14 protein-coding genes and 1 pseudogene are annotated in these 17,305 nt (G+C 58.7%); 11 read left to right on the plus strand and 4 right to left on the minus strand.

Annotated features, from left to right (window positions below):
- The first annotated feature begins 12 nt into the window (after nucleotides 1-12).
- The 4 genes and pseudogenes from JW799_RS15210 (at nucleotide 13) to JW799_RS15220 (ending at nucleotide 4,684) form a co-directional block, all read left to right on the plus strand.
- Nucleotides 13-852 carry a carbohydrate ABC transporter permease gene (locus tag JW799_RS15210; RefSeq protein WP_080834608.1) on the plus strand — a complete coding sequence of 280 codons (840 nt, stop codon included), beginning with the start codon at nucleotides 13-15 and terminating at the stop codon, nucleotides 850-852.
- A 130-nt stretch (nucleotides 853-982) separates the two neighbouring features.
- Nucleotides 983-2,529: pseudogene (locus JW799_RS15215) on the plus strand (DUF2264 domain-containing protein); the annotation flags it as partial.
- 213 nt (nucleotides 2,530-2,742) lie between these two features.
- Nucleotides 2,743-3,033, plus strand: coding sequence for a DUF2264 C-terminal domain-containing protein (locus tag JW799_RS29665; protein ID WP_338026358.1), 291 nt, complete (start codon nucleotides 2,743-2,745; stop codon nucleotides 3,031-3,033).
- 625 nt (nucleotides 3,034-3,658) lie between these two features.
- A complete protein-coding gene (locus tag JW799_RS15220) occupies nucleotides 3,659-4,684 on the plus strand; it encodes an IS110 family RNA-guided transposase (protein WP_205430539.1) in 1,026 nt (341 codons plus the stop codon).
- Between the two features lie 650 nt (nucleotides 4,685-5,334).
- Here JW799_RS15220 and JW799_RS15225 read toward each other — a convergent pair.
- The 3 genes from JW799_RS15225 to JW799_RS15235 all read right to left on the minus strand — a co-directional run bounded on the left by JW799_RS15225 (nucleotide 5,335) and on the right by JW799_RS15235 (nucleotide 7,969).
- A complete protein-coding gene (locus JW799_RS15225; RefSeq protein ID WP_205430541.1) occupies nucleotides 5,335-6,393 on the minus strand; it encodes an LCP family protein in 1,059 nt (352 codons plus the stop codon).
- Nucleotides 6,394-6,541: 148 nt separating this feature from the next.
- The gene (locus JW799_RS15230; protein WP_080834603.1) at nucleotides 6,542-6,985 is read right to left on the minus strand and encodes a bactofilin family protein; all 444 of its coding nucleotides are present in this window, start codon (nucleotides 6,983-6,985) and stop codon (nucleotides 6,542-6,544) included.
- 3 nt (nucleotides 6,986-6,988) lie between these two features.
- A complete protein-coding gene (locus tag JW799_RS15235) occupies nucleotides 6,989-7,969 on the minus strand; it encodes a M23 family metallopeptidase (RefSeq protein ID WP_205430543.1) in 981 nt (326 codons plus the stop codon).
- A gap of 206 nt (nucleotides 7,970-8,175) precedes the next feature.
- On the opposite strand from JW799_RS15235, the gene JW799_RS15240 reads away from it, so the two are divergent.
- The 7 genes from JW799_RS15240 (at nucleotide 8,176) to JW799_RS15270 (ending at nucleotide 16,010) form a co-directional block, all read left to right on the plus strand.
- Nucleotides 8,176-9,276 (plus strand): ParM/StbA family protein, encoded by a 1,101-nt coding sequence (locus tag JW799_RS15240; RefSeq protein ID WP_205430545.1) that lies wholly within the window; start codon nucleotides 8,176-8,178, stop codon nucleotides 9,274-9,276.
- Nucleotides 9,277-9,436: 160 nt separating this feature from the next.
- Nucleotides 9,437-10,333 (plus strand): aldo/keto reductase, encoded by an 897-nt coding sequence (locus JW799_RS15245; protein WP_205430547.1) that lies wholly within the window; start codon nucleotides 9,437-9,439, stop codon nucleotides 10,331-10,333.
- 164 nt (nucleotides 10,334-10,497) lie between these two features.
- Nucleotides 10,498-11,448, plus strand: coding sequence for a carboxypeptidase-like regulatory domain-containing protein (locus JW799_RS15250; RefSeq protein ID WP_240353682.1), 951 nt, complete (start codon nucleotides 10,498-10,500; stop codon nucleotides 11,446-11,448).
- Between the two features lie 20 nt (nucleotides 11,449-11,468).
- Nucleotides 11,469-13,871 (plus strand): carboxypeptidase regulatory-like domain-containing protein, encoded by a 2,403-nt coding sequence (locus JW799_RS15255; RefSeq protein WP_205430551.1) that lies wholly within the window; start codon nucleotides 11,469-11,471, stop codon nucleotides 13,869-13,871.
- 32 nt (nucleotides 13,872-13,903) lie between these two features.
- Complete coding sequence (locus JW799_RS15260; RefSeq protein ID WP_176220706.1) at nucleotides 13,904-14,065, plus strand: hypothetical protein; 162 nt, start codon at nucleotides 13,904-13,906, stop codon at nucleotides 14,063-14,065.
- Nucleotides 14,066-14,311: 246 nt separating this feature from the next.
- Nucleotides 14,312-14,605 (plus strand): hypothetical protein, encoded by a 294-nt coding sequence (locus JW799_RS15265; protein WP_080834595.1) that lies wholly within the window; start codon nucleotides 14,312-14,314, stop codon nucleotides 14,603-14,605.
- Complete coding sequence (locus tag JW799_RS15270; RefSeq protein ID WP_205430552.1) at nucleotides 14,589-16,010, plus strand: FMN-binding glutamate synthase family protein; 1,422 nt, start codon at nucleotides 14,589-14,591, stop codon at nucleotides 16,008-16,010. The genes JW799_RS15265 and JW799_RS15270 overlap by 17 nt, the downstream gene beginning before the upstream one ends.
- 96 nt (nucleotides 16,011-16,106) lie before the next feature.
- Here JW799_RS15270 and nagA read toward each other — a convergent pair whose 3' ends face one another.
- Complete coding sequence (nagA, locus tag JW799_RS15275; protein WP_240353297.1) at nucleotides 16,107-17,291, minus strand: N-acetylglucosamine-6-phosphate deacetylase; 1,185 nt, start codon at nucleotides 17,289-17,291, stop codon at nucleotides 16,107-16,109.
- Between the last annotated feature and the right edge of the window lie 14 nt (nucleotides 17,292-17,305).

Genomic DNA, 17,305 nt, shown 5'->3' on the forward strand with positions numbered 1-17,305 from the left:
GAGGCTTCGGGCATGGCGGATTCGAAAAAAGGATGGAACGCGGCCTTTATGGCGCTTGTCTATATTTCGCTGGCTTTGACCGTGTTGTGCATGCTGGTGCCGTTCGCGTGGATGCTGTCCGCTTCGCTGAAGCTGAGCAAGGACGTCTTTTCCTTCCCGATTCAGTGGATTCCCGATAGCCCGCGCTGGGAAAATTTCAAGGACATCTGGACCCGGATTCCGCTCGGGACGTTCATTTACAACACGGCCAAGCTGTCCGTGATCGTCACCGTCCTCCAGCTGCTTACTTCCAGCTTCGCGGCGTACGCGTTCTCGAAATTGAAATTCCGGGGCAAGCATGCGCTGTTTCTCGGCTACATCGCCACCATCGCGATCCCTTGGCAGGCCTACATGGTGCCGCAATTCATCCTGATGCGGTCGATGGGGCTGAACAACACGCATCTGTCCATCATCCTGCTGCAGGCTTTCTCGGCGTTCGGCGTGTTTCTGATGCGGCAATTTTATCAGGGAATTCCGGACGAACTGTGCGAGGCCGCGCGCATCGACGGGATGAACGAATACGGCATTTGGGCGAAAATCATGCTGCCGCTGTCGAAGCCGGCGCTGTCGACGCTGACGATTTTTACGTTCGTGTCCACCTGGAACGATTTCCTCGGGCCGATGATCTATTTGACCAAAACCGAATTAAAAACGATCCAGATCGGCCTCCGCATGTTCATTTCGCAATATTCGGCCGAATACGGCCTGATCATGGCCGCGAGCGTCGTTTCTATCATCCCGGTGCTGATTGTTTTTCTCGCGGTGCAAAAATATTTCGTCCAGGGGATCGCGACGTCCGGCATCAAAGGCTGATCGGACGATTCGACTCGGGCCGGGCGAGTCCGGTTGCGGCGTTTGGCGATTTCGTAGGCGGAAACAAGGAGGGATCGACGTGGCGTTCTCGAACGGGCCGGCCCGCAATCCGCTGCGGACGCGGGAGGATATGCGCCTTGCGCTGCGCGAATTGCTGGCGCCGCTGAGGCCGCATTACAGCGAGGGGGGCGCCCGCGTCCATCTCGGCGAAGGCGCGCACGGGGCCGGTTATCCCGCCGGCGTGGCGGAACTGGAGGGGTTTTCCCGCGCGCTGTGGGGGCTCGTGCCGCTGCTGGCGGGAGGCGGGGAGGATCCGCTCCTCCCGGTCGTGCTGCGGGGGATGGCGAACGGATCCGATCCCGGCCATCCGGAGTATTGGGGGAAAGCGGGCGACTACGACCAGCGGCTCGTCGAAATGGCCGCGTTCGGCTACGCGCTGGCGCTGGCGCCGGAGAAGCTGTGGACGCCGCTCGCGGCGGAAGAGAAGCGAAGGCTCGCCGAATGGCTTGGGCAGATCGGCGAACGCTCGCTGCACGATTGCAATTGGCTGTTTTTCCGCGTTCTCGCGGGTTGGGCTTTCGCAGGGTCGGCCTGCCTTACGACGCGGACGGGATGCAGCGGGACCTTGACCGCATCGAAGCGTTCGCGCTGGGCGGCGGCTGGTACGCCGACGGCCCGGGCGGGCACAGCGACTATTACGCGCCGTTCGCGATGCATTTTTTCGGGCTGCTGTACGCGAAGCTGATGGCGGAAGACGATCCGGCGCGGTGCGGCCGGTTCAAGGAACGGGCGGCGGCGTTCGCCCGCGATTTCGTTTGCTGGTTCGCGGAAGACGGGTCCGCGCTGCCCTACGGGCGGAGCCTGACGTACCGGTTCGCGCAGTCGGCGTTTTGGGGCGCGCTCGCTTACGCGGACGTCGGCGTTTATGCCCCGGGCGTCGTCAAGGGCATCGTCCTGCGCAACCTCAGGCGGTGGCTTTGCCAGCCGGCGTTCAATGCCGACGGAACGCTGGCCGTCGGCTACGCGTACCCGAACCTGGTCATGGCGGAAAACTACAACTCGCCGTGCTCGCCGTATTGGGCGCTCAAGGCGTTCCTGCCGCTGGCGCTGGCGGACGACCACCCGTTCTGGCTTGCCGACGAGGAGCCGCTTCCCGATTTGCCGAGCCGTTCGGTTCAGCGGGCTCCGCATCTCGTCGTATGCCGCCGGCGGGAGACGGACCACGTCGTCGCCTTCAACTGCGGCCACGGCGGCACGAACGAGCATACGCACGCCGCGGCCAAATATGAAAAGTTCGCGTACTCGACCGCGTTCGGGTTCAGCGTCCCGCGAGGCGAATGGGGGCTTGCCCAGGGCGCGTTCGACTCGACGCTGGCGCTGAGCGAGCGGGACAACCTGTTCCGGGTTCGCCGTCTCAGCGAAGAGACCCGGCTGTCAGGCAACGTGCCGTACAGCCGGTGGAAGCCGTGGAGCGACGTCGAGGTGCGCACGTGGCTCTTTCCCGGGCTGCCTTGGCATGTCCGGGTTCACCGCGTGCGGACGGCGCGGCCGTTGACCGCGGCCGAAGGGGGCTTCGCGCTGCCAGCCGCGGCGGATTTGCGCACGGAGAGAAGCGAGGGGGCGCCGTGCGCGGCGGATCTGCGGGCGGCGAAAATCGAGGGCGGGCCGTTCGCGGCGGATTTGCAGGCGGCGAAAAGCCGCGAAGCGCCGTGCGCGCCCGCCTCGTCAGCTTCGGCGACCTCGACTGCTTCCGGCCCGATAGCTCCGCCGGTTGCCATAGCTTTGCCGCTATCGATTGCCTTGCCCGCCTCGCCGGTTTCAGCGGCTTCGCTAGCCTCGATTGTCTCATCCGCCTCGTCCGTTGCGGCGAATTCGACCGTCTCAGCGGCAGTGAGGGGGGCGGCCGCTTCGTCGGCCGCAGCGGCGGCAACGCCGGAGCTGTCGGCGTTTGCCCGCTGCTCCTTCGGCGCGAGCGGCATACGCGGGCTGCGCGGCTACGGGCGGGCGGAGCTCGTGTTCCCGCAAGCGAACACGAACGTGCTGCATCCGCGCACGGTCATTCCGACGCTTCTGGCAGACCTCGATCCGGGCGTGCACTGGCTCGTTTGCGCCGTGATGGGCGAGCCGAACGGGTCGGGCGAGGGTCGCGCGAACGGTTCGCCCGCGGGCGCGGACGGCTAGCCGTTCGACAATCGGCTTGCGCCGTCGTCGTCGATTGCCGCCCGCGCTTAACGCTAAAAACGCCGGAAAGACCGAGGCCGTCCTTCCGGCGTTTTTTCAGAGGAAATGTTGGCTCTGCCCTCCGTTCACCGCTTCTCGCCCCGCCAAGCGCCTTCAGCCGCACGCACTTGAGTAAAATTCACTCATCTCGCCGTCTCCGCACGCACGTTAACGCTCCAGTTGAGTCGTAATTACTCATCTCGCCCCGCCAAGCGCCTTCAGCCGCACGCACTTGAGTAAAATTCACTCATCTCGCCGTCTCCGCACGCACGTTAACGCTCCAGTTGAGTCGTAATTACTCATCTCGCCCCGCCAAGCGCCAGCAGCCGCACGCACCTGAGTAATCCCCTATGACGTTACCGTCACCGCCATAGATGAAAATGTGGTCGTACGCATCCTTTTATCCTTCTTACATTCTGGACAAACAGATAATGAACAGATCAAAAGACGGAAATTTATTGGTCCCCCGTTGAGTAATCCGTCTTATTGCAGTTTGCGAGAGCCGCCCATTGTCCCTAAAGACGCGTATAAACTCTCTCCTTTAGGACTGCATGGTCTGTTTAATCTGAAACAAGAGGGTGTTGGTATGGATGCTGTACGTCAAATTTGTGCTGGTCTGGATGTCCATCAGGAAACCGTAGTTGCATGCGTCTTGTCGGGTTCGTTGGAACACAAACCCAAGTCCGAAATCCGCACGTTCGGTACCACTACCCGCGAATTGCTGGAGTTGCAGGATTGGCTCGAGGAGCGCGAGTGCCGAGAGGTAGCGATGGAGAGCACCGGTGTGCTGTGGAAGCCAATATGGAACGTCCTGGAGTCCACCTGTGAATTGACTCTCGCCAATGCACGGCAGATTCAAAAGATGCCGGGACGTAAAACCGACGTTCAAGACGCACAGTGGATCGCCCAGTTGCACCGCTGCGGGTTGGTACAACCCAGCATGGTCGCACCACAAGAAATCCGTGAGCTTCGGGACTTGACGCGGTATCGTCGCAAACTGGTGCAGCAAACGACCTCCGAGAAGAACCGTGTTCACAAAATCTTGCAGGATGCCAACATCAAGCTCACCACCTTTATGTCCGATTTGTTTGGCGTCTCCGGCCGGGCTTTATTAGACCGACTTGTCGACGGCGAGGTATTGGAGGAGGCGGAAGTTCGCCAGCTCGTCAAATCCCAGTTGAAGAAGAAAGTCAAACCACTCATGGACGCACTGAATGGTAAACTGCTGAAACATCATCGCGAAATGATCAAGTACCACCTGGAGCACCTGAAGTTTCTCGAGGATCAAATTGGGCGGTTAGAAGAGAAAGTTCAAGCGCTGATCCAACCATACGAAGAAGAGGTGAAATTGCTAGATACGATTCCCGGCATGGATCGCACAGCGGCAATCACGCTGCTGGCTGAAATTACGCCTAATGCGGCTAAGCATTTCTCGTCAGATGCCAAGCTGGCCTCTTGGGTCGGTGTAGCCCCTGGGAACAACGAAAGTGCAGGCGTAAAAAAAAAGTTAAAGCCCGTAAAGGGAACAAACATGCAAAAGGGATCTTATGCCAAGCGGCATGGGCAAACGCTAGAAGCAGCAACCGAATTGGCGACTATTTCAGGAGGGTAAGAAAGCGCCGAGGTGACCAAAAAGCAGCTGTCGCCACAGCCCATCTGATTTTGCGAATCGCCTATGCGATGCTTCGAGACCGGGTAAATTACCAGGAAATTGAATCCACCGTATTTCAGGAGTCGACCTCCAAGATGGTGGAACGTTTAACGAAACAGTTGCACCAGCTTGGATATAATGTCGATTTGAAACCTACTGGAACAACCTAAATTTTAAAAAAATTAGGGTTGAGATTTCGGGGTAGTGGGTCTTTTTTTTGCCTTCTTACGGCACTTCATTTTCGTATAAAAATTTACTCATCTCGCCGTCTCCGCACGCACGTTAACGCTCCAGTTGAGTCGTGACTACTCATCTCGACCCGCCAAGCGCCAGCAGCCGCACGCACCTGAGTAAAATTTACTCATCTCGCCGTCTCCGCACGCACGTTAACGCTCCAGTTGAGTCGTGACTACTCATCTCGACCCGCCAAGCGCCAACAGCCGCACGCACTTGAGTAAAATTTACTCATCTCGCCGTCTCCGCACGCACGTTAACGCTCCAGTTGAGTCGTAATTACTCATCTCGCCCCGCATACGCATGCTTGCTGCTGTCGATGGAGCTGGCGGTCGCTTTTGCCGGGGATGGTGGGCGGGAGGGCCGATTGGTTCGAGTCACTGCACGGAGTCCGAGGATGGATCGACGCTGACGACGTCGGCCAGCTTCAAATCGATCGCGGGCGGGAGTCCGGCTTCCGACCGGAGCGAGGTTATCGCTTCGTTCAAATCGTCTTCGTCCACGAGAATATACGGACTTTCCCAGCGCGTTTCGAGCGGAATCGATTGGATGACGTCCGGCTTCATGCTGCCGAAATTCAAAATCCAGTCGCGAAGCTCGGACTTCGGAATGTCGCTGCGCACGTTGTCGCCGACAATGTCGATAACGTCGTCCCACTGCGCCACGCCTTTGAAGGAGGCAAGCTTGCCGACGATCTGGGAAATGACCTGCTGCTGGCGGCCGTTGCGCTCAATATCGGAGGACTGCCCGGTGCCGCCGTTCGATTTGCGGTAGCGCACGAAGTCGAGCACTTCCTTGCCGCTTAGCTCCTGCACGCCCTTTTTCAGATCGATATTCGTTCCGTCCGCGTTATCCCGGTATTTCATGTCCATATCGACATCGATCGTGAGCCCGCCGAGCGCATCGACTAGTTGGCTCAGTCCTTCGAAGTTGATGACGGCCATGTAATCGATCGGCAGCTGGAACAGCTCGCTGTAAAAGTTTTTCGTATTGGCGATCGCCGTCTCTTTGTCTTTATTGTAAAAATAAGCGTAATAGTAGTTCGCCTTGTGGTCCTCCAGCGTCTTCGGTTTCAGATGCATATCGCGGGGCAGGGAAACGATTTTGGCGGTATGGGTTTGCGGGTTCAGACTTGCGAGCATCAGCACGTCCGTGTTGAGCGTCCCGCCGCTGCCCGACCGGGAATCGACTCCCGCGAGCAGAAACGTAATCGCCCGGGGCGACTCCTCCGCTTCCGGCTCGGGTTCTTCCGATGCCGCCGGAGCGGAAGCCGAAGGCGACGGATCGTTCGGCGCGGCGATTTGATTCAGGGCCGAATCCGTTTTGTACACCAGGTATCCCGCATAAGCGGCGACACCGATCACGACGATGCATAAAAAGACGCCGACGCCGAGCATCGTTCGGCGAAGTTTGGTTTTCGGAAATTTGAGTTTCATCGTAATCCTCCGGAAATAAAAATTTCATTTGATTAGACGATTCGAATCGAATATGGTTGCACTTTCAAAATTCAAAAAAAACCCGGAATCGGCCGCGAACGAACCGATGCCGGGCTCTGATTCGGTTAAGATCCGGGCAAAGCGCGAACTACCAGGCTTTAAGCACGTTTTCGCCGGTTTCCCTGGGTACGGTTTCCGGCTCCTGGATGGACTTTGCAGGCTCGGGCGGCATCGCGTCGGCGTCCTTGCTTTCCATTTTGCTCTCGCCATGAAACACGCCGCCGGGCTCGATGGCCAGTTCGACGGCCGTCAGGTTGCCGTACAGCCGGCCGCTCGCCTTGATCGTCAAATTTCCTTTGGCGTTCACGTTTCCGTGCACTTTGCCGGCGAGCACGATGTTGCGGGCGGAAACGTTGGATTTCGCGATGCCGTTCTCGCCGACGATCACGTCGCCCTCGCATTCGATATCGCCGGTGATCTCGCCCTCGAGCCGGACGCTGGCCTGAGATTTGATCTTGCCTTCGAAGGTGCTCCCTTCGCCGATCAGCGTGTCGGTCGTTCCGGGATCGATTTTAGCCTTTTTGCCGAACATTCGTCACTTTCCTTTCAAGGTGGTTTTCAAATAAGACAGCGGATCGGCATGTTCGCCGTTCGCGATCACTTCGAAATGCAAATGGGGACCGGTGCTGCGGCCGGTGTTGCCTAGCAATCCGATGACCTCGCCCTTTTCGACTTTATCTCCCTTTCGGGCGATGAGCTCGCTCAAATGCATGTACCGGGTTTGAATGCCGTTCGTATGGTCAATCGCGATGTTGAGACCTTCGGCCGAGCTTTCTTCCGAGAGCGTGACCGTGCCGTCCGCGGCCGCGTAAATCGGATCGCCGACTTGGCCGCCGATATCGATGCCGGCATGGAATCTCGCTTTTTTGGAAAACGGGTCGGTTCGCACGCCGAACAAGGACGTAAGGCGCCGGCTGTCCGTCGGCCACAGCGTCGGAACGGCGCGCAGCGCCTCCTGCTCTTCGAGAACCGCTTGCTTGGTCGATTGGAGCTGCGTTTTGAGCTCTTCGATTTGCTTTCCGATCATGCCGTAGTCCGCCCACGTATCGGATACGAGCTCGTTCATGTTTTGATCCGTGAGCTCGATTTCTTCGCCGCCGACGCCTCCGTCGGCCGGCATGCCGTCGATCGCTTCCACCGCGTTATCGCCGGACGAGATGCCGACCATCTGCTTGACCTGGGATTCCAGCTGCTTGACTTCGTTCAGGCCCTTCCGGATCGAATCGGCTTGCTCGGACAGTCCGGCTACCTGGGTTTGCAGGCTTTCGATGCTGTTGTCTTTATTCGAAATGATCGCTTCGTACTGCTGGCTGGCCGCGGAAAGGGATTGTTTCAGGTCGTCGACCTGGCGCGCGTTTTTCAAAAATAAATAGGAGGATAAAGCGGCTACGGCCACGGCCAGGACGAACAGCAGCGACAGCGAAAAAAGGATGGCTGCGGACACGTTAAAACGGCGAACCGCCCGGTTCGCATCCGGAATAAGGACCACGGTATAGGACTTCCTGCTCCACTTCATATCCTTCTTCTTTCCTCCCGATTTCCGATCAATCCGAATTTTCCTTTTCTCTTTCCTTCGACAATTTGGGACAAAAATCCTTTTTGGTTGCCAAATTATTCTTAAAAACGAGTATTTCGTAGGATACTAGGTGTCATTAATTGTTATATAATTAGAAAAAATACCGAAAAATTAGGCCTTGTGGATTAGGTTTAGGAGGAATGCGCATGATCAGAATGGCGGGGATCGATATCGGCAACGACAGCGTGAAATTGGTTGTGAACGGATTGAGCGAACCGGTCATCATCCCCAACGTCGTTTCGCCCGGATATGAGCGTCATGTGCTTCAGGAAGAAGACGCTCCGCTTAAAGCGATGGATGTGATGGTTTACAGCCCGAAGCTGAAAAGAAAGAGCGCCCGCTACTTCGTCGGCCTGCTCGCTTCGGAGGATCAGGACAACAACGAACTGGAAGAAACGGACAACAAGGCGACGAGCGACCAGGCGCTGATCGTGGCGCTTACCGCGTTGGCCTATTCCAGCGCGATTTCCGGCGCGATAACGCCGACGCCCGGCCAGACGACGGAAGAAGCGGAGTATATCATCGGCACCGGGCTTCCGGTGCGTACGTACGCCAAATTCCATAAGGCATTCGAAGAAAGGCTTGTCGGGGAGCATGAAGTCGCGTTTCTGTCCACGCCCAAGCTGAAAGGACGGACGATTCGCTTGAACATCCGGCGCGCGATTATATCGGTCGAAGGAGCGGCGGCCTTGTTCAACATGGCGACGAACGACAATTTGCAGGTCAAGGACGAAGAGCTGTACTACGGCTGCATCGGCATTTGCGAAATGGGGGCGCTGACGACCGATTTTCCGGTCGTGAAGCGGATGAGCATCGACAATCAGTTCAGCACAGGGGAGCAATTGGGACTGGCGTCGTACCTCGACGCGATCATCCGCGATGTTGAAGACGAGTACGGGTACCGGTTCCCGAGCCGCACGAAGCTGGTCCAGCGAATCCGCAATCATCAGTATGCGATTCAACGGGTCGGGGAAGGGCAAGCGGACATTCGGCCGATCGTCGACACGTATTTCCGGCGCGCCGCCCAGAAGATCGTCGATCTCATTCGCAAGCGGTGGAAGAAATACCCCGATATCCAGTGCTTTTACGTGCTCGGCGGCGGGGCGGCGGCATTGAAGCCATACATAGTGGAAGCGGCGGAATCGATCCGGCTCCGCTTCGTCGAAAACAGCGAGCTTCAGAACGTGTACGGCTATTTGAAGCTCGCCCGCAACAAAATGAACCAGTCCGAAGCCGGTTCGTTCTGATCGGACGATCGGAGGCTGTCCGGAAACGGCCATGGCGGCCGCTCGGGGACGGCCTTCATTGCTTTTTCCGAAAGGGATCTGTTCCTCTCGGGCAAACGGGAAAGCGGAGCGGCCGTTTGCTATAATGTAAGCGTATGCCAATCAAGGAGGGATCCGCAAAATGGAAAAGCGAGCGTACGGAAAAACGGATATGCAGGTCAGCGTGCTCGGCTTCGGCGGGGCGGAAATCGGATTCGAAGGCGCAACGCCGGCTCAGGTTGAAAAGCTGCTGAACGATGCTCTCGATTCGGGGCTCAACGTGATCGATACCGCGGAATGCTATGCCAATAGCGAGGAGCTGATCGGCCAAACGGTCGCGAGTCGCCGAGACGACTATTTTCTGTTCACCAAATGCGGACATGCCAGCGGATTCGATCTGCCGAACTGGGATCCGAAGCTGCTCGAACTTAGCATCGATCGCAGTCTTCGGCGTTTGCGGACGGATTACGTCGACGTCATCCACCTTCACACTTGCAGCGAGGAAACGCTTCGGCGCGGAGAGGCGATCGAGGTACTGCAGCGGGCCAAGGAAAAAGGAAAAACGAGGTATATCGGGTACAGCGGCGATCATACGGATGCGCTGTACGCCGTGCGGACGGGCGCGTTCGATTCGCTGATGACGTCCGTGAACGTCGCCGATCAGGAAGCGATCGAGCTGACGCTTCCCGAAGCCGCAGCGCGGGGGATGGGCGTCATCGTCAAGCGTCCGATCGCCAATTTCGCTTGGCGCTACGATGCAAAGCCGGACAATGCCTATCATCAGGATTATTGGCAGCGGCTGCAAAAGCTGGATTACGAAGCGCTCAGGTCCAAGGACGAGCGGTCGGTCGGTACGGCGTTAAGGTTCGCGCTGGCCGTTCCGGGCGTGCATACGGCGATCGTCGGCACGAAAAACCCCAAGCGCTGGCGGACGAATTCGGCGTTGCTGGACGAAGGCCCGCTGCCGGAAGAGACGTACCGTTCCATTCGGGAGCGGTGGAAGGAAGCGGCCGAGCCGGATTGGATCGGATTGGAATAATGCTCCTATAGAGGAATTTAGCGGCGCGTATAGCAGCCGCTATTTTTTTTGCATTTTGTAATTTCGATTACAGAAAAAGCGATGCCTGTTTTGCTAAGATACATTTCGTATCATATGTTCATTTTGAGTCGGATTGTATCGAGGAGGAGGAATTGGTTTTGGTTATGGGATTATCCCGCAGCAGTCGAAAAATCATGCTGGTCGTTGTCGCGTTACTCTTGGCTGCAGGCGCGCTTCCGCCGATGTTCGCCGAGGCCGAAACGGCCGCCAAGGGGGTCGTGGCCGGGACCGTCTATGAGAAGAACGGCCTTCCGGCGCAAAACGCCACCGTTTATGTTTACAAGGAAGGCAGCAACAATCCATCTACGACAAGCACGAACGCAAGGGGCAATTTTTGGCTGAACAACGTCGAGCCGGGCAATTATCGCGTACAGGCCAAACGCAACTATGAAACATATACGTACGACAGCGGTTATTCGGCATACGCCCAGGTGGCCGCCGGGGAAACGACGGTTTACGATTTGACGATCGATGCCGTGGACGGCGCCCTTTCGGGCAGCGTCAAGGACGGGAACGGGAATCCGTTGCCCGGCGCCAAAATGTATCTGTACAAGGGCTCTTCGACAAGTTCGAGCGTCACGGTCGAAGCGGACAGCAGGGGAATGTTTCTCTTTCCCAAAGTGGCCGCAGGGGAGTACCGGACGAAGGTTTCTATCGGCATAGGCCCGTACACTTTCGAATCCGAGTTCAGCAGCCCCGTTGCGGTATCCGCCGGAACAACGGCGCAAGCGGGCGAATTGACGGCGGTACCGACCAAGGGAGCGGTCGCCGCGGCCGTCGCCGGGCCGAACGGCGAACCGATCAATAGCGCGACCGTCAATCTTTACAGGGACGGATCGTCCGTCAGCGCCGCAAACGTGCGAACGGACAACGCCGGGGATGCCATGCTGAAAAACGTCGCCCCCGGCACTTATCAAGCAAAAGCGACCTATTCGACGTTTTTTTACAATTATGAGTCGGAGCTTTCGGAGTCCTTCGAAGTGACGCCGGGAAATTTGGCGGCGTCCGGGAGCTTGAACCTGAAAACCGGGCAGGGGCCGCCAGCGCCAACGTAACGGACGCCGACGGCAATCCCGTGGCGAACGCGCTCGTCTATTTGTACAAAGGCAGCACCAGCGTCAGCGCCGCCTCCGGGTACACCAACGTCAACGGCAACGTGTTTTTCACCAAGCTGGCGCCCGGCCCCTACCGGATGGTCGTGAATTTCCGTCCGGCAACCGTTACTTATACGGCGGAATCGCCCGTATTCGATGTCCGCGCGGGCGAAGTAGCGGCGAACTCGCTTCGACTTGCGGACTACGCAAGCGCAACGAAATTAACCGGGTTTAAAGGAACCGTAACGGACGCCGACGGAAATTTGATCTACAATGCCACGGTTTATTTATACCGGGCTTCCGGTACCGGCCACATCAATTCCACGTCGACGGATTACAGCGGAAACTACAGCTTCCGGACGCTGGAGCCCGGGGAGTACAGGGTTCAAGCAAGGTACAACAACGGGAATTACACGATGCTATCGGAGTTTTCGGACATCGTCGCCGTCAGCTCGGGACTGGAAGTCGTCGATCTGAAAATGGCTCCCACAAACGGCCAGATCGCGGGCAAAGTGACGGACGATACGGGAGCGCCGGTCGAAGCCGCCACCGTTTACCTGTACCAGGGAGACCGGACCGGCGATTCGGGGAATACGGCAACGGGGGCGGCGGGCAACTATTTGTTTTGGAATCGGGAGCCTGGCGACTATCGGGTCCAGGCGGCGTACAACACCGCGCTGTATACCTTTAAATCGGAGTTCAGTCCGAAACGGGCGGTTGTCCCCGGGGAGACGACGACGATCCATCTTACCGCTTCGCCGGTCAAGGGCGCGGCCGTCGGCACTGTTCGCGACCGGGACGGAAACCCCGTCGAGGGCGCGACGGTTTACTTGTACAAGGACGGAGCTACGAGCCACACCGCGTACAGTACGACCAACAGTCTCGGCAATTTTGCGATTTCTCGCGTGGACGCCGGTACGTATCGGGTCAAAGCCAGATACTACGATTCCAATTACACTTACGAATCGGAGCTCTCGTCGGAGCTGTACACGATCGCGAACGGCCAGGCGACTCTCGTGAAGGACTTGAGCCTGTCGCCGACGAACGGGGCTATTATCGGCGAGGTCGTAGACGAAGAAGGGAAGCCTGTCAAAGATGCGAAGATCTATCTTTACGCCGGAGATAACGGTTATCGCATCAACAGCACCGATTCGGACGGGTTGGGTCAATACCAGTTCCGGCAAATCGACGTCGGCGAATATCGGGTGAAAGCCGTTTATTCCGACGGAACCTATTCTTACGAATCGAGCGACAGCGCGCACTTTGTCGTCAACCGCGGCGACAGCGCGCCGGCAGAGCGTCTGACGCTGCGCGTCATCCGCGGAGCCGTAACCGGAACGGTCAAGAACGCTTCCGGACAACCGGTTAAGGACGCGTCGGTCTCCTTGTATAAAACGGGAAGCACCTACTCCAGCAGTTCGGCATTGACCGACGCATCCGGGAAATTCAACCTGAATGCGGTCGAGCCGGGGCAATATCAGCTCAAGGCGATCTATTCCGACGCAACGTATTCGTATGCGTCGGATCTCTCCGGGCCGTTCCGGATCGAAACCGGCCAGACCGTTCAGGCGGGGGATATCGTCATTCGCGTCATCGACGGCGCGGCGGCGGGAACGGTCGTCAAACTGGACGGCGCGCCGGTTTCGAATGTAGAGGTTACGCTGTATAAAGGAGCCGACGCGATAGCGCGGGCGTTTACGGACCAGGACGGAAAGTTCCTTCACGCCAAAAGGACGCCCGGCGATTACCGGATCAAAGCCGCATACGAGGATTCCCTTTACAAATACGCATCGGATTTCGCCTCGCTGCAAATTTCGGCGGGACAAACGACGACTCTTCCTCCGTTAACCGTCATCCCGATCGCGGGAGCGGTCGAGGGAACGATCACGGATAAAGACGGCCAGCCTCTCGGGGCGTCCGAGGTCCGGCTATTCAAGGAGGGCGGCACGTCTCCTTCGGCCAGGACGGAGACGGGAGCGGACGGATCTTACCGGTTCGCGAAGCTGGAGCCGGGGCGTTACCGGATCGAAGCGGCCGAAGTCGTCTCCGAGCCGTTCGCCGTTACCGCAGGACAGACCCGGGAGGTTGATCTGTCGGCATCCCGCGACGTGATTCCACCGGTAACCTCCTATGAATTGAAGGAGATTCGCTCCAATGACGGCCGCTATATCACAGCGTTGAACGTAACTCTTTCCGTCAATGAGGCCGGGGCAAAAACGGAATACCGGATTAACGGAGGCGCCTGGAAGGCGTACGGCGGTTCCTTCACCGTTTACCCGGAGACGACGGAGACGCTCGAGTGGAGAAGCATCGACAAGGCGGGGAACGTCGAACGCATTTGGTTTGCCGACTTCAACGCCGGCACGATCAACCAGCTGCCTTAACATAAGGACGCGGAAGAAAGGAGGTGGAGAAAATGACAACGATGCCGTCGGCAGCCGAGGGAACGATCCGGAAAAAGGAGTGGGTGGAGCCCGCCCTCGAAGTGCTGTCCGTCAAGTTCACCGAAGCGGACCATTTCTGGGAGTTCGTATGGGACGGGGATTTCTACAAGCGACAGCTGGTCATGTCCAGTTGATCGCCGAAGCGAACTAAACCGCAATCCGGTTCGACCGACAGTTCGTCCAAACGACGTTCGGCAAGAGCCTCTTCGCTTCCTTCAGAGGAAGCGGGAGGCTTTTTATCGTATCCTTGCCGGGCGGTCTGAATAAAGGAAAGCCAATGTGCAAAAGCTGAGGCGTGCACAACGGGAAATGCCGGAAGGCCCGTTTCATCGGGACGGGACCGGCCGAACCTCGAATAATCAAAGAGAAGGTGCTGCGTGATGGAGCAAATGCAAGAGCTGAAAAACACATTGTCCTACCTTCATTCCGAACTGAACCGAATCGAAACGATGGCGGGCACGCTGTCCACGATCGAGCACGATCATTTCACCAAATTGAACGGGTTCGATCATCGGGGACTGGCGGATATCGCGGTGGAAGAGCAGCAAGCGTCGCGGCAGCTCGGAACGATCAAGCATATGTGCTTGTCGATGGCGCAAAAAATCGACGGGCTTCGGCAATCCCTCGATGGCGGCGACCCGAAGGAGAGCAAGCGGCATGCGGAGACTCATTGAAGGCTGGATCCGCTCCGCGCTTAACGAAACGGTAGACAAGGCGATCCTGCGCATCGTCCGGGACCAGTATACCGAAAATTTATTCGAAATGGTGCCGGCCACGAGGAAGGTAGGGCTGACCAACCTGGCGGAAATCGCCATGCGGGCGAATCAGGGGACGCCGATTTCCCGCCCGCTCGGCTCTCCGCTGCATTTTTCCCCATGGGAGAAGCTTCTGTTCAACCCCGTGCATCTTTTCCGCTTTCCGACGCCGGAGAACGTTCGCATCCAAACGGCCGTCACGATCGGCCGCCGCGCGAGGAAGCCGCTGACGCTTTCGATGCCGGTGATGATCGCGGCCATGTCGTTCGGCGGGGCATTGAGCAAAAGCGCGAAAATCGCCCTGGCCAAGGCGGCAACCGCTGCGGGAACGGCAACCAACACCGGGGAAGCGGGCTTGATGGAGGAGGAAAGAAACGCGGCCCGGCTGCTGATCGGTCAATACAACCGCGGCGGCTGGATGAATTCGCCCGAAGCCTATATGCGGCTGAACGCGATCGAAATCCAGTTGGGCCAGGGCGCGCAGGGGTCGACTTCGCAGCGGACGTCGGCCAAAAATATCGGGAACGATTTTCGGGAAGTGTTCGGCCTTGCCGAAGGCGAAGACGCCGTCATCCATTCCCGGCTTCCCGGAGTCGATACGCAGGACGATTTTATCCGATTGGTTCGAAGGCTCCGGGACGAAACCGGCGTGCCGGTCGGATTGAAAATCGCCGCCACGCATCATTTGGAAAAAGAACTGCAAGTAGCCGTCGAGGCAGGGGTAGACTTCGTGACGGTCGACGGCGCGGAAGGCGGAACGCACGGCGGCGCGCCGTCGCTGCAGGACGACGTCGGGCTTCCGACGTTGTTTGCGGTGGCGCGGGCGGCGGCGTTTCTGGCCGAAAAGGGAGCCGCCTCGGACGTCCAACTGATCGCGACGGGGGGCCTGATTACCCCGGGGCAAATGCTGAAAGCGATCGCGCTGGGCGCCGACGCCGTCTACATCGGAACCGCGGCGCTCATGGCGCTGGCGAGCGAGCAAATGGTCGAAACCGTTCCGTTCGAGCCGCCGACAAGCCTGGTCGTCTATTCCGGGAAATTGACGAGCGAGCTGAATATCGACCAAGCGGCGGCCAATCTGGCCCGCTATTTGAACGCGTGCGCGATGGAAATGGAGCAGGTCGCCGTTTCCCTCGGCAAAACGTCGCTCGCGGATATTTCCAAGTCCGACTTGTGCGCGATCGATCCTTTCGTGGCGAAAGCGACCGGGATTGAGCTCGGCTACGTCGCTCCGACGCGGCAAAACCGCTTTTTCGAAGAGACGGCGCCGTTTTTCGCTCCCTCCGAAGACACGGCCGAACGATCGCAAGCCCCGCTGCATTAAAAAGCATGTCGAACCCTTGCACGCGAATAACGGCCTCGAGAGGCCGTTATTTTGGCTGAGCGGTTGCTATTTGCGGGTACGGCCCGAATCGGCCGATTATTCCGTTTCCGCCAAACGGGTCCCGCCGATCCAGACCCCTTTCAGGCGAAGGGCGTCGTCGAGCAGCAGCACGTCCGCGCGCTTGCCGGGCGCAAGCGACCCATGGGTTTTGTCCAGCCCCAGCTGCCGGGCCGGATTGCGGCTGGCCATGCGGCTCGCTTCCTCGACGGTTACGCCAACCTCGCGAACCATCAGGCGGAACGCATCGATCATCGTGAGCGTGCTTCCGGCCAAATTTCCCTCGGCCAATCGCGCGACGCCGTCCTTCATCGTGACGGGCAATTCGCCGAGCGTGTATTGCCCGTCCGGCATGCCGGCGGCTTCCATCGCGTCGGTGATGAGCACGACGTTGTCGACGCCTTTGGCCTTGACCAGCACGCGGATGCCGGCCGGGTGAACGTGATGTCCGTCGGCGATCACTTCGGCGGCGATCCGGTCGTCCGCCATGATCGCGCCGGCGGTGCCCGGCTCCCGGTGATGAAACGGGCGCATGCCGTTAAAGGTGTGAACCGCATGGCGCAGTCCCCGTTCCGCCGCGGCCGTCATCTGCGCGTAGGTCGCATCGGTATGGCCCGCGGACGGGACGATGCCGTTTGCCACAAGAAGATCGATATATTCGAGCGCGCCTTTGGCTTCCGGCGCGAGCGTCTGCATTTTGATGATGCCCGGATAGGCGCGCGTCCAATCTTCGAGCCATTCTTTTTGAGGCGGCAAAATGTAGTCTGCGTTCTGGGCGCCTTTCCATTTCACGCTGACGAACGGACCTTCGAAATGAACGCCGAGCACTTGCGCGTACGGCATCGGTCCGGCCATATAGCGGCTCGCCCGGTCGAGAACGGCGGTCAACTGATCGCGGGGCGACGTGAGCGAAGTGGCGAGCAGCCCCGTCGTGCCGTGCCGGGCGTGGAATTTCGCGATCGCATCGAGACCTTCCCGTTCGGCGAACATGAAGTCGTAGCCCGCTCCGCCGTGCACATGCACGTCGACGAAGCCCGGCAACACCCAGCCGCCGCGTCCGTCGATTCTCTCGGCGGAGCCGGCTTCGGACGGCACGGGGTCCGAAGACCCGCCGATGCCGGCAATGACGCCGTCGCGCAGCCAGATCCAGCCGCATTCGAGAGTCCCTTCCGGCGTGACGACGCGTCCTCCTTCCATGAGCGTATCCGTCTTGATCTTCTCCATTTCAGATTCAGCTC

Origin of the sequence: Cohnella algarum (assembly GCF_016937515.1) — a bacterium.
In the GTDB taxonomy this organism is placed as follows: Bacteria; Bacillota; Bacilli; order Paenibacillales; family Paenibacillaceae; genus Cohnella; species Cohnella algarum.

Excerpts from the sequence above, each read along its gene's own strand:
- JW799_RS15210 (WP_080834608.1), top strand. The coding sequence starts at position 13 with ATGGCGGATTCGAAAAAAGGATGGAACGCGGCCTTTATGGCGCTTGTC.
- JW799_RS15220 (WP_205430539.1), top strand. The coding sequence starts at position 3,659 with ATGGATGCTGTACGTCAAATTTGTGCTGGTCTGGATGTCCATCAGGAA.
- JW799_RS15225 (WP_205430541.1), bottom strand. The coding sequence starts at position 6,393 with ATGAAACTCAAATTTCCGAAAACCAAACTTCGCCGAACGATGCTCGGC.
- JW799_RS15230 (WP_080834603.1), bottom strand. The coding sequence starts at position 6,985 with ATGTTCGGCAAAAAGGCTAAAATCGATCCCGGAACGACCGACACGCTG.
- JW799_RS15235 (WP_205430543.1), bottom strand. The coding sequence starts at position 7,969 with ATGAAGTGGAGCAGGAAGTCCTATACCGTGGTCCTTATTCCGGATGCG.
- JW799_RS15240 (WP_205430545.1), top strand. The coding sequence starts at position 8,176 with ATGATCAGAATGGCGGGGATCGATATCGGCAACGACAGCGTGAAATTG.
- JW799_RS15245 (WP_205430547.1), top strand. The coding sequence starts at position 9,437 with ATGGAAAAGCGAGCGTACGGAAAAACGGATATGCAGGTCAGCGTGCTC.
- JW799_RS15250 (WP_240353682.1), top strand. The coding sequence starts at position 10,498 with ATGGGATTATCCCGCAGCAGTCGAAAAATCATGCTGGTCGTTGTCGCG.
- JW799_RS15260 (WP_176220706.1), top strand. The coding sequence starts at position 13,904 with ATGACAACGATGCCGTCGGCAGCCGAGGGAACGATCCGGAAAAAGGAG.
- JW799_RS15265 (WP_080834595.1), top strand. The coding sequence starts at position 14,312 with ATGGAGCAAATGCAAGAGCTGAAAAACACATTGTCCTACCTTCATTCC.
- JW799_RS15270 (WP_205430552.1), top strand. The coding sequence starts at position 14,589 with ATGCGGAGACTCATTGAAGGCTGGATCCGCTCCGCGCTTAACGAAACG.
- nagA (WP_240353297.1), bottom strand. The coding sequence starts at position 17,291 with ATGGAGAAGATCAAGACGGATACGCTCATGGAAGGAGGACGCGTCGTC.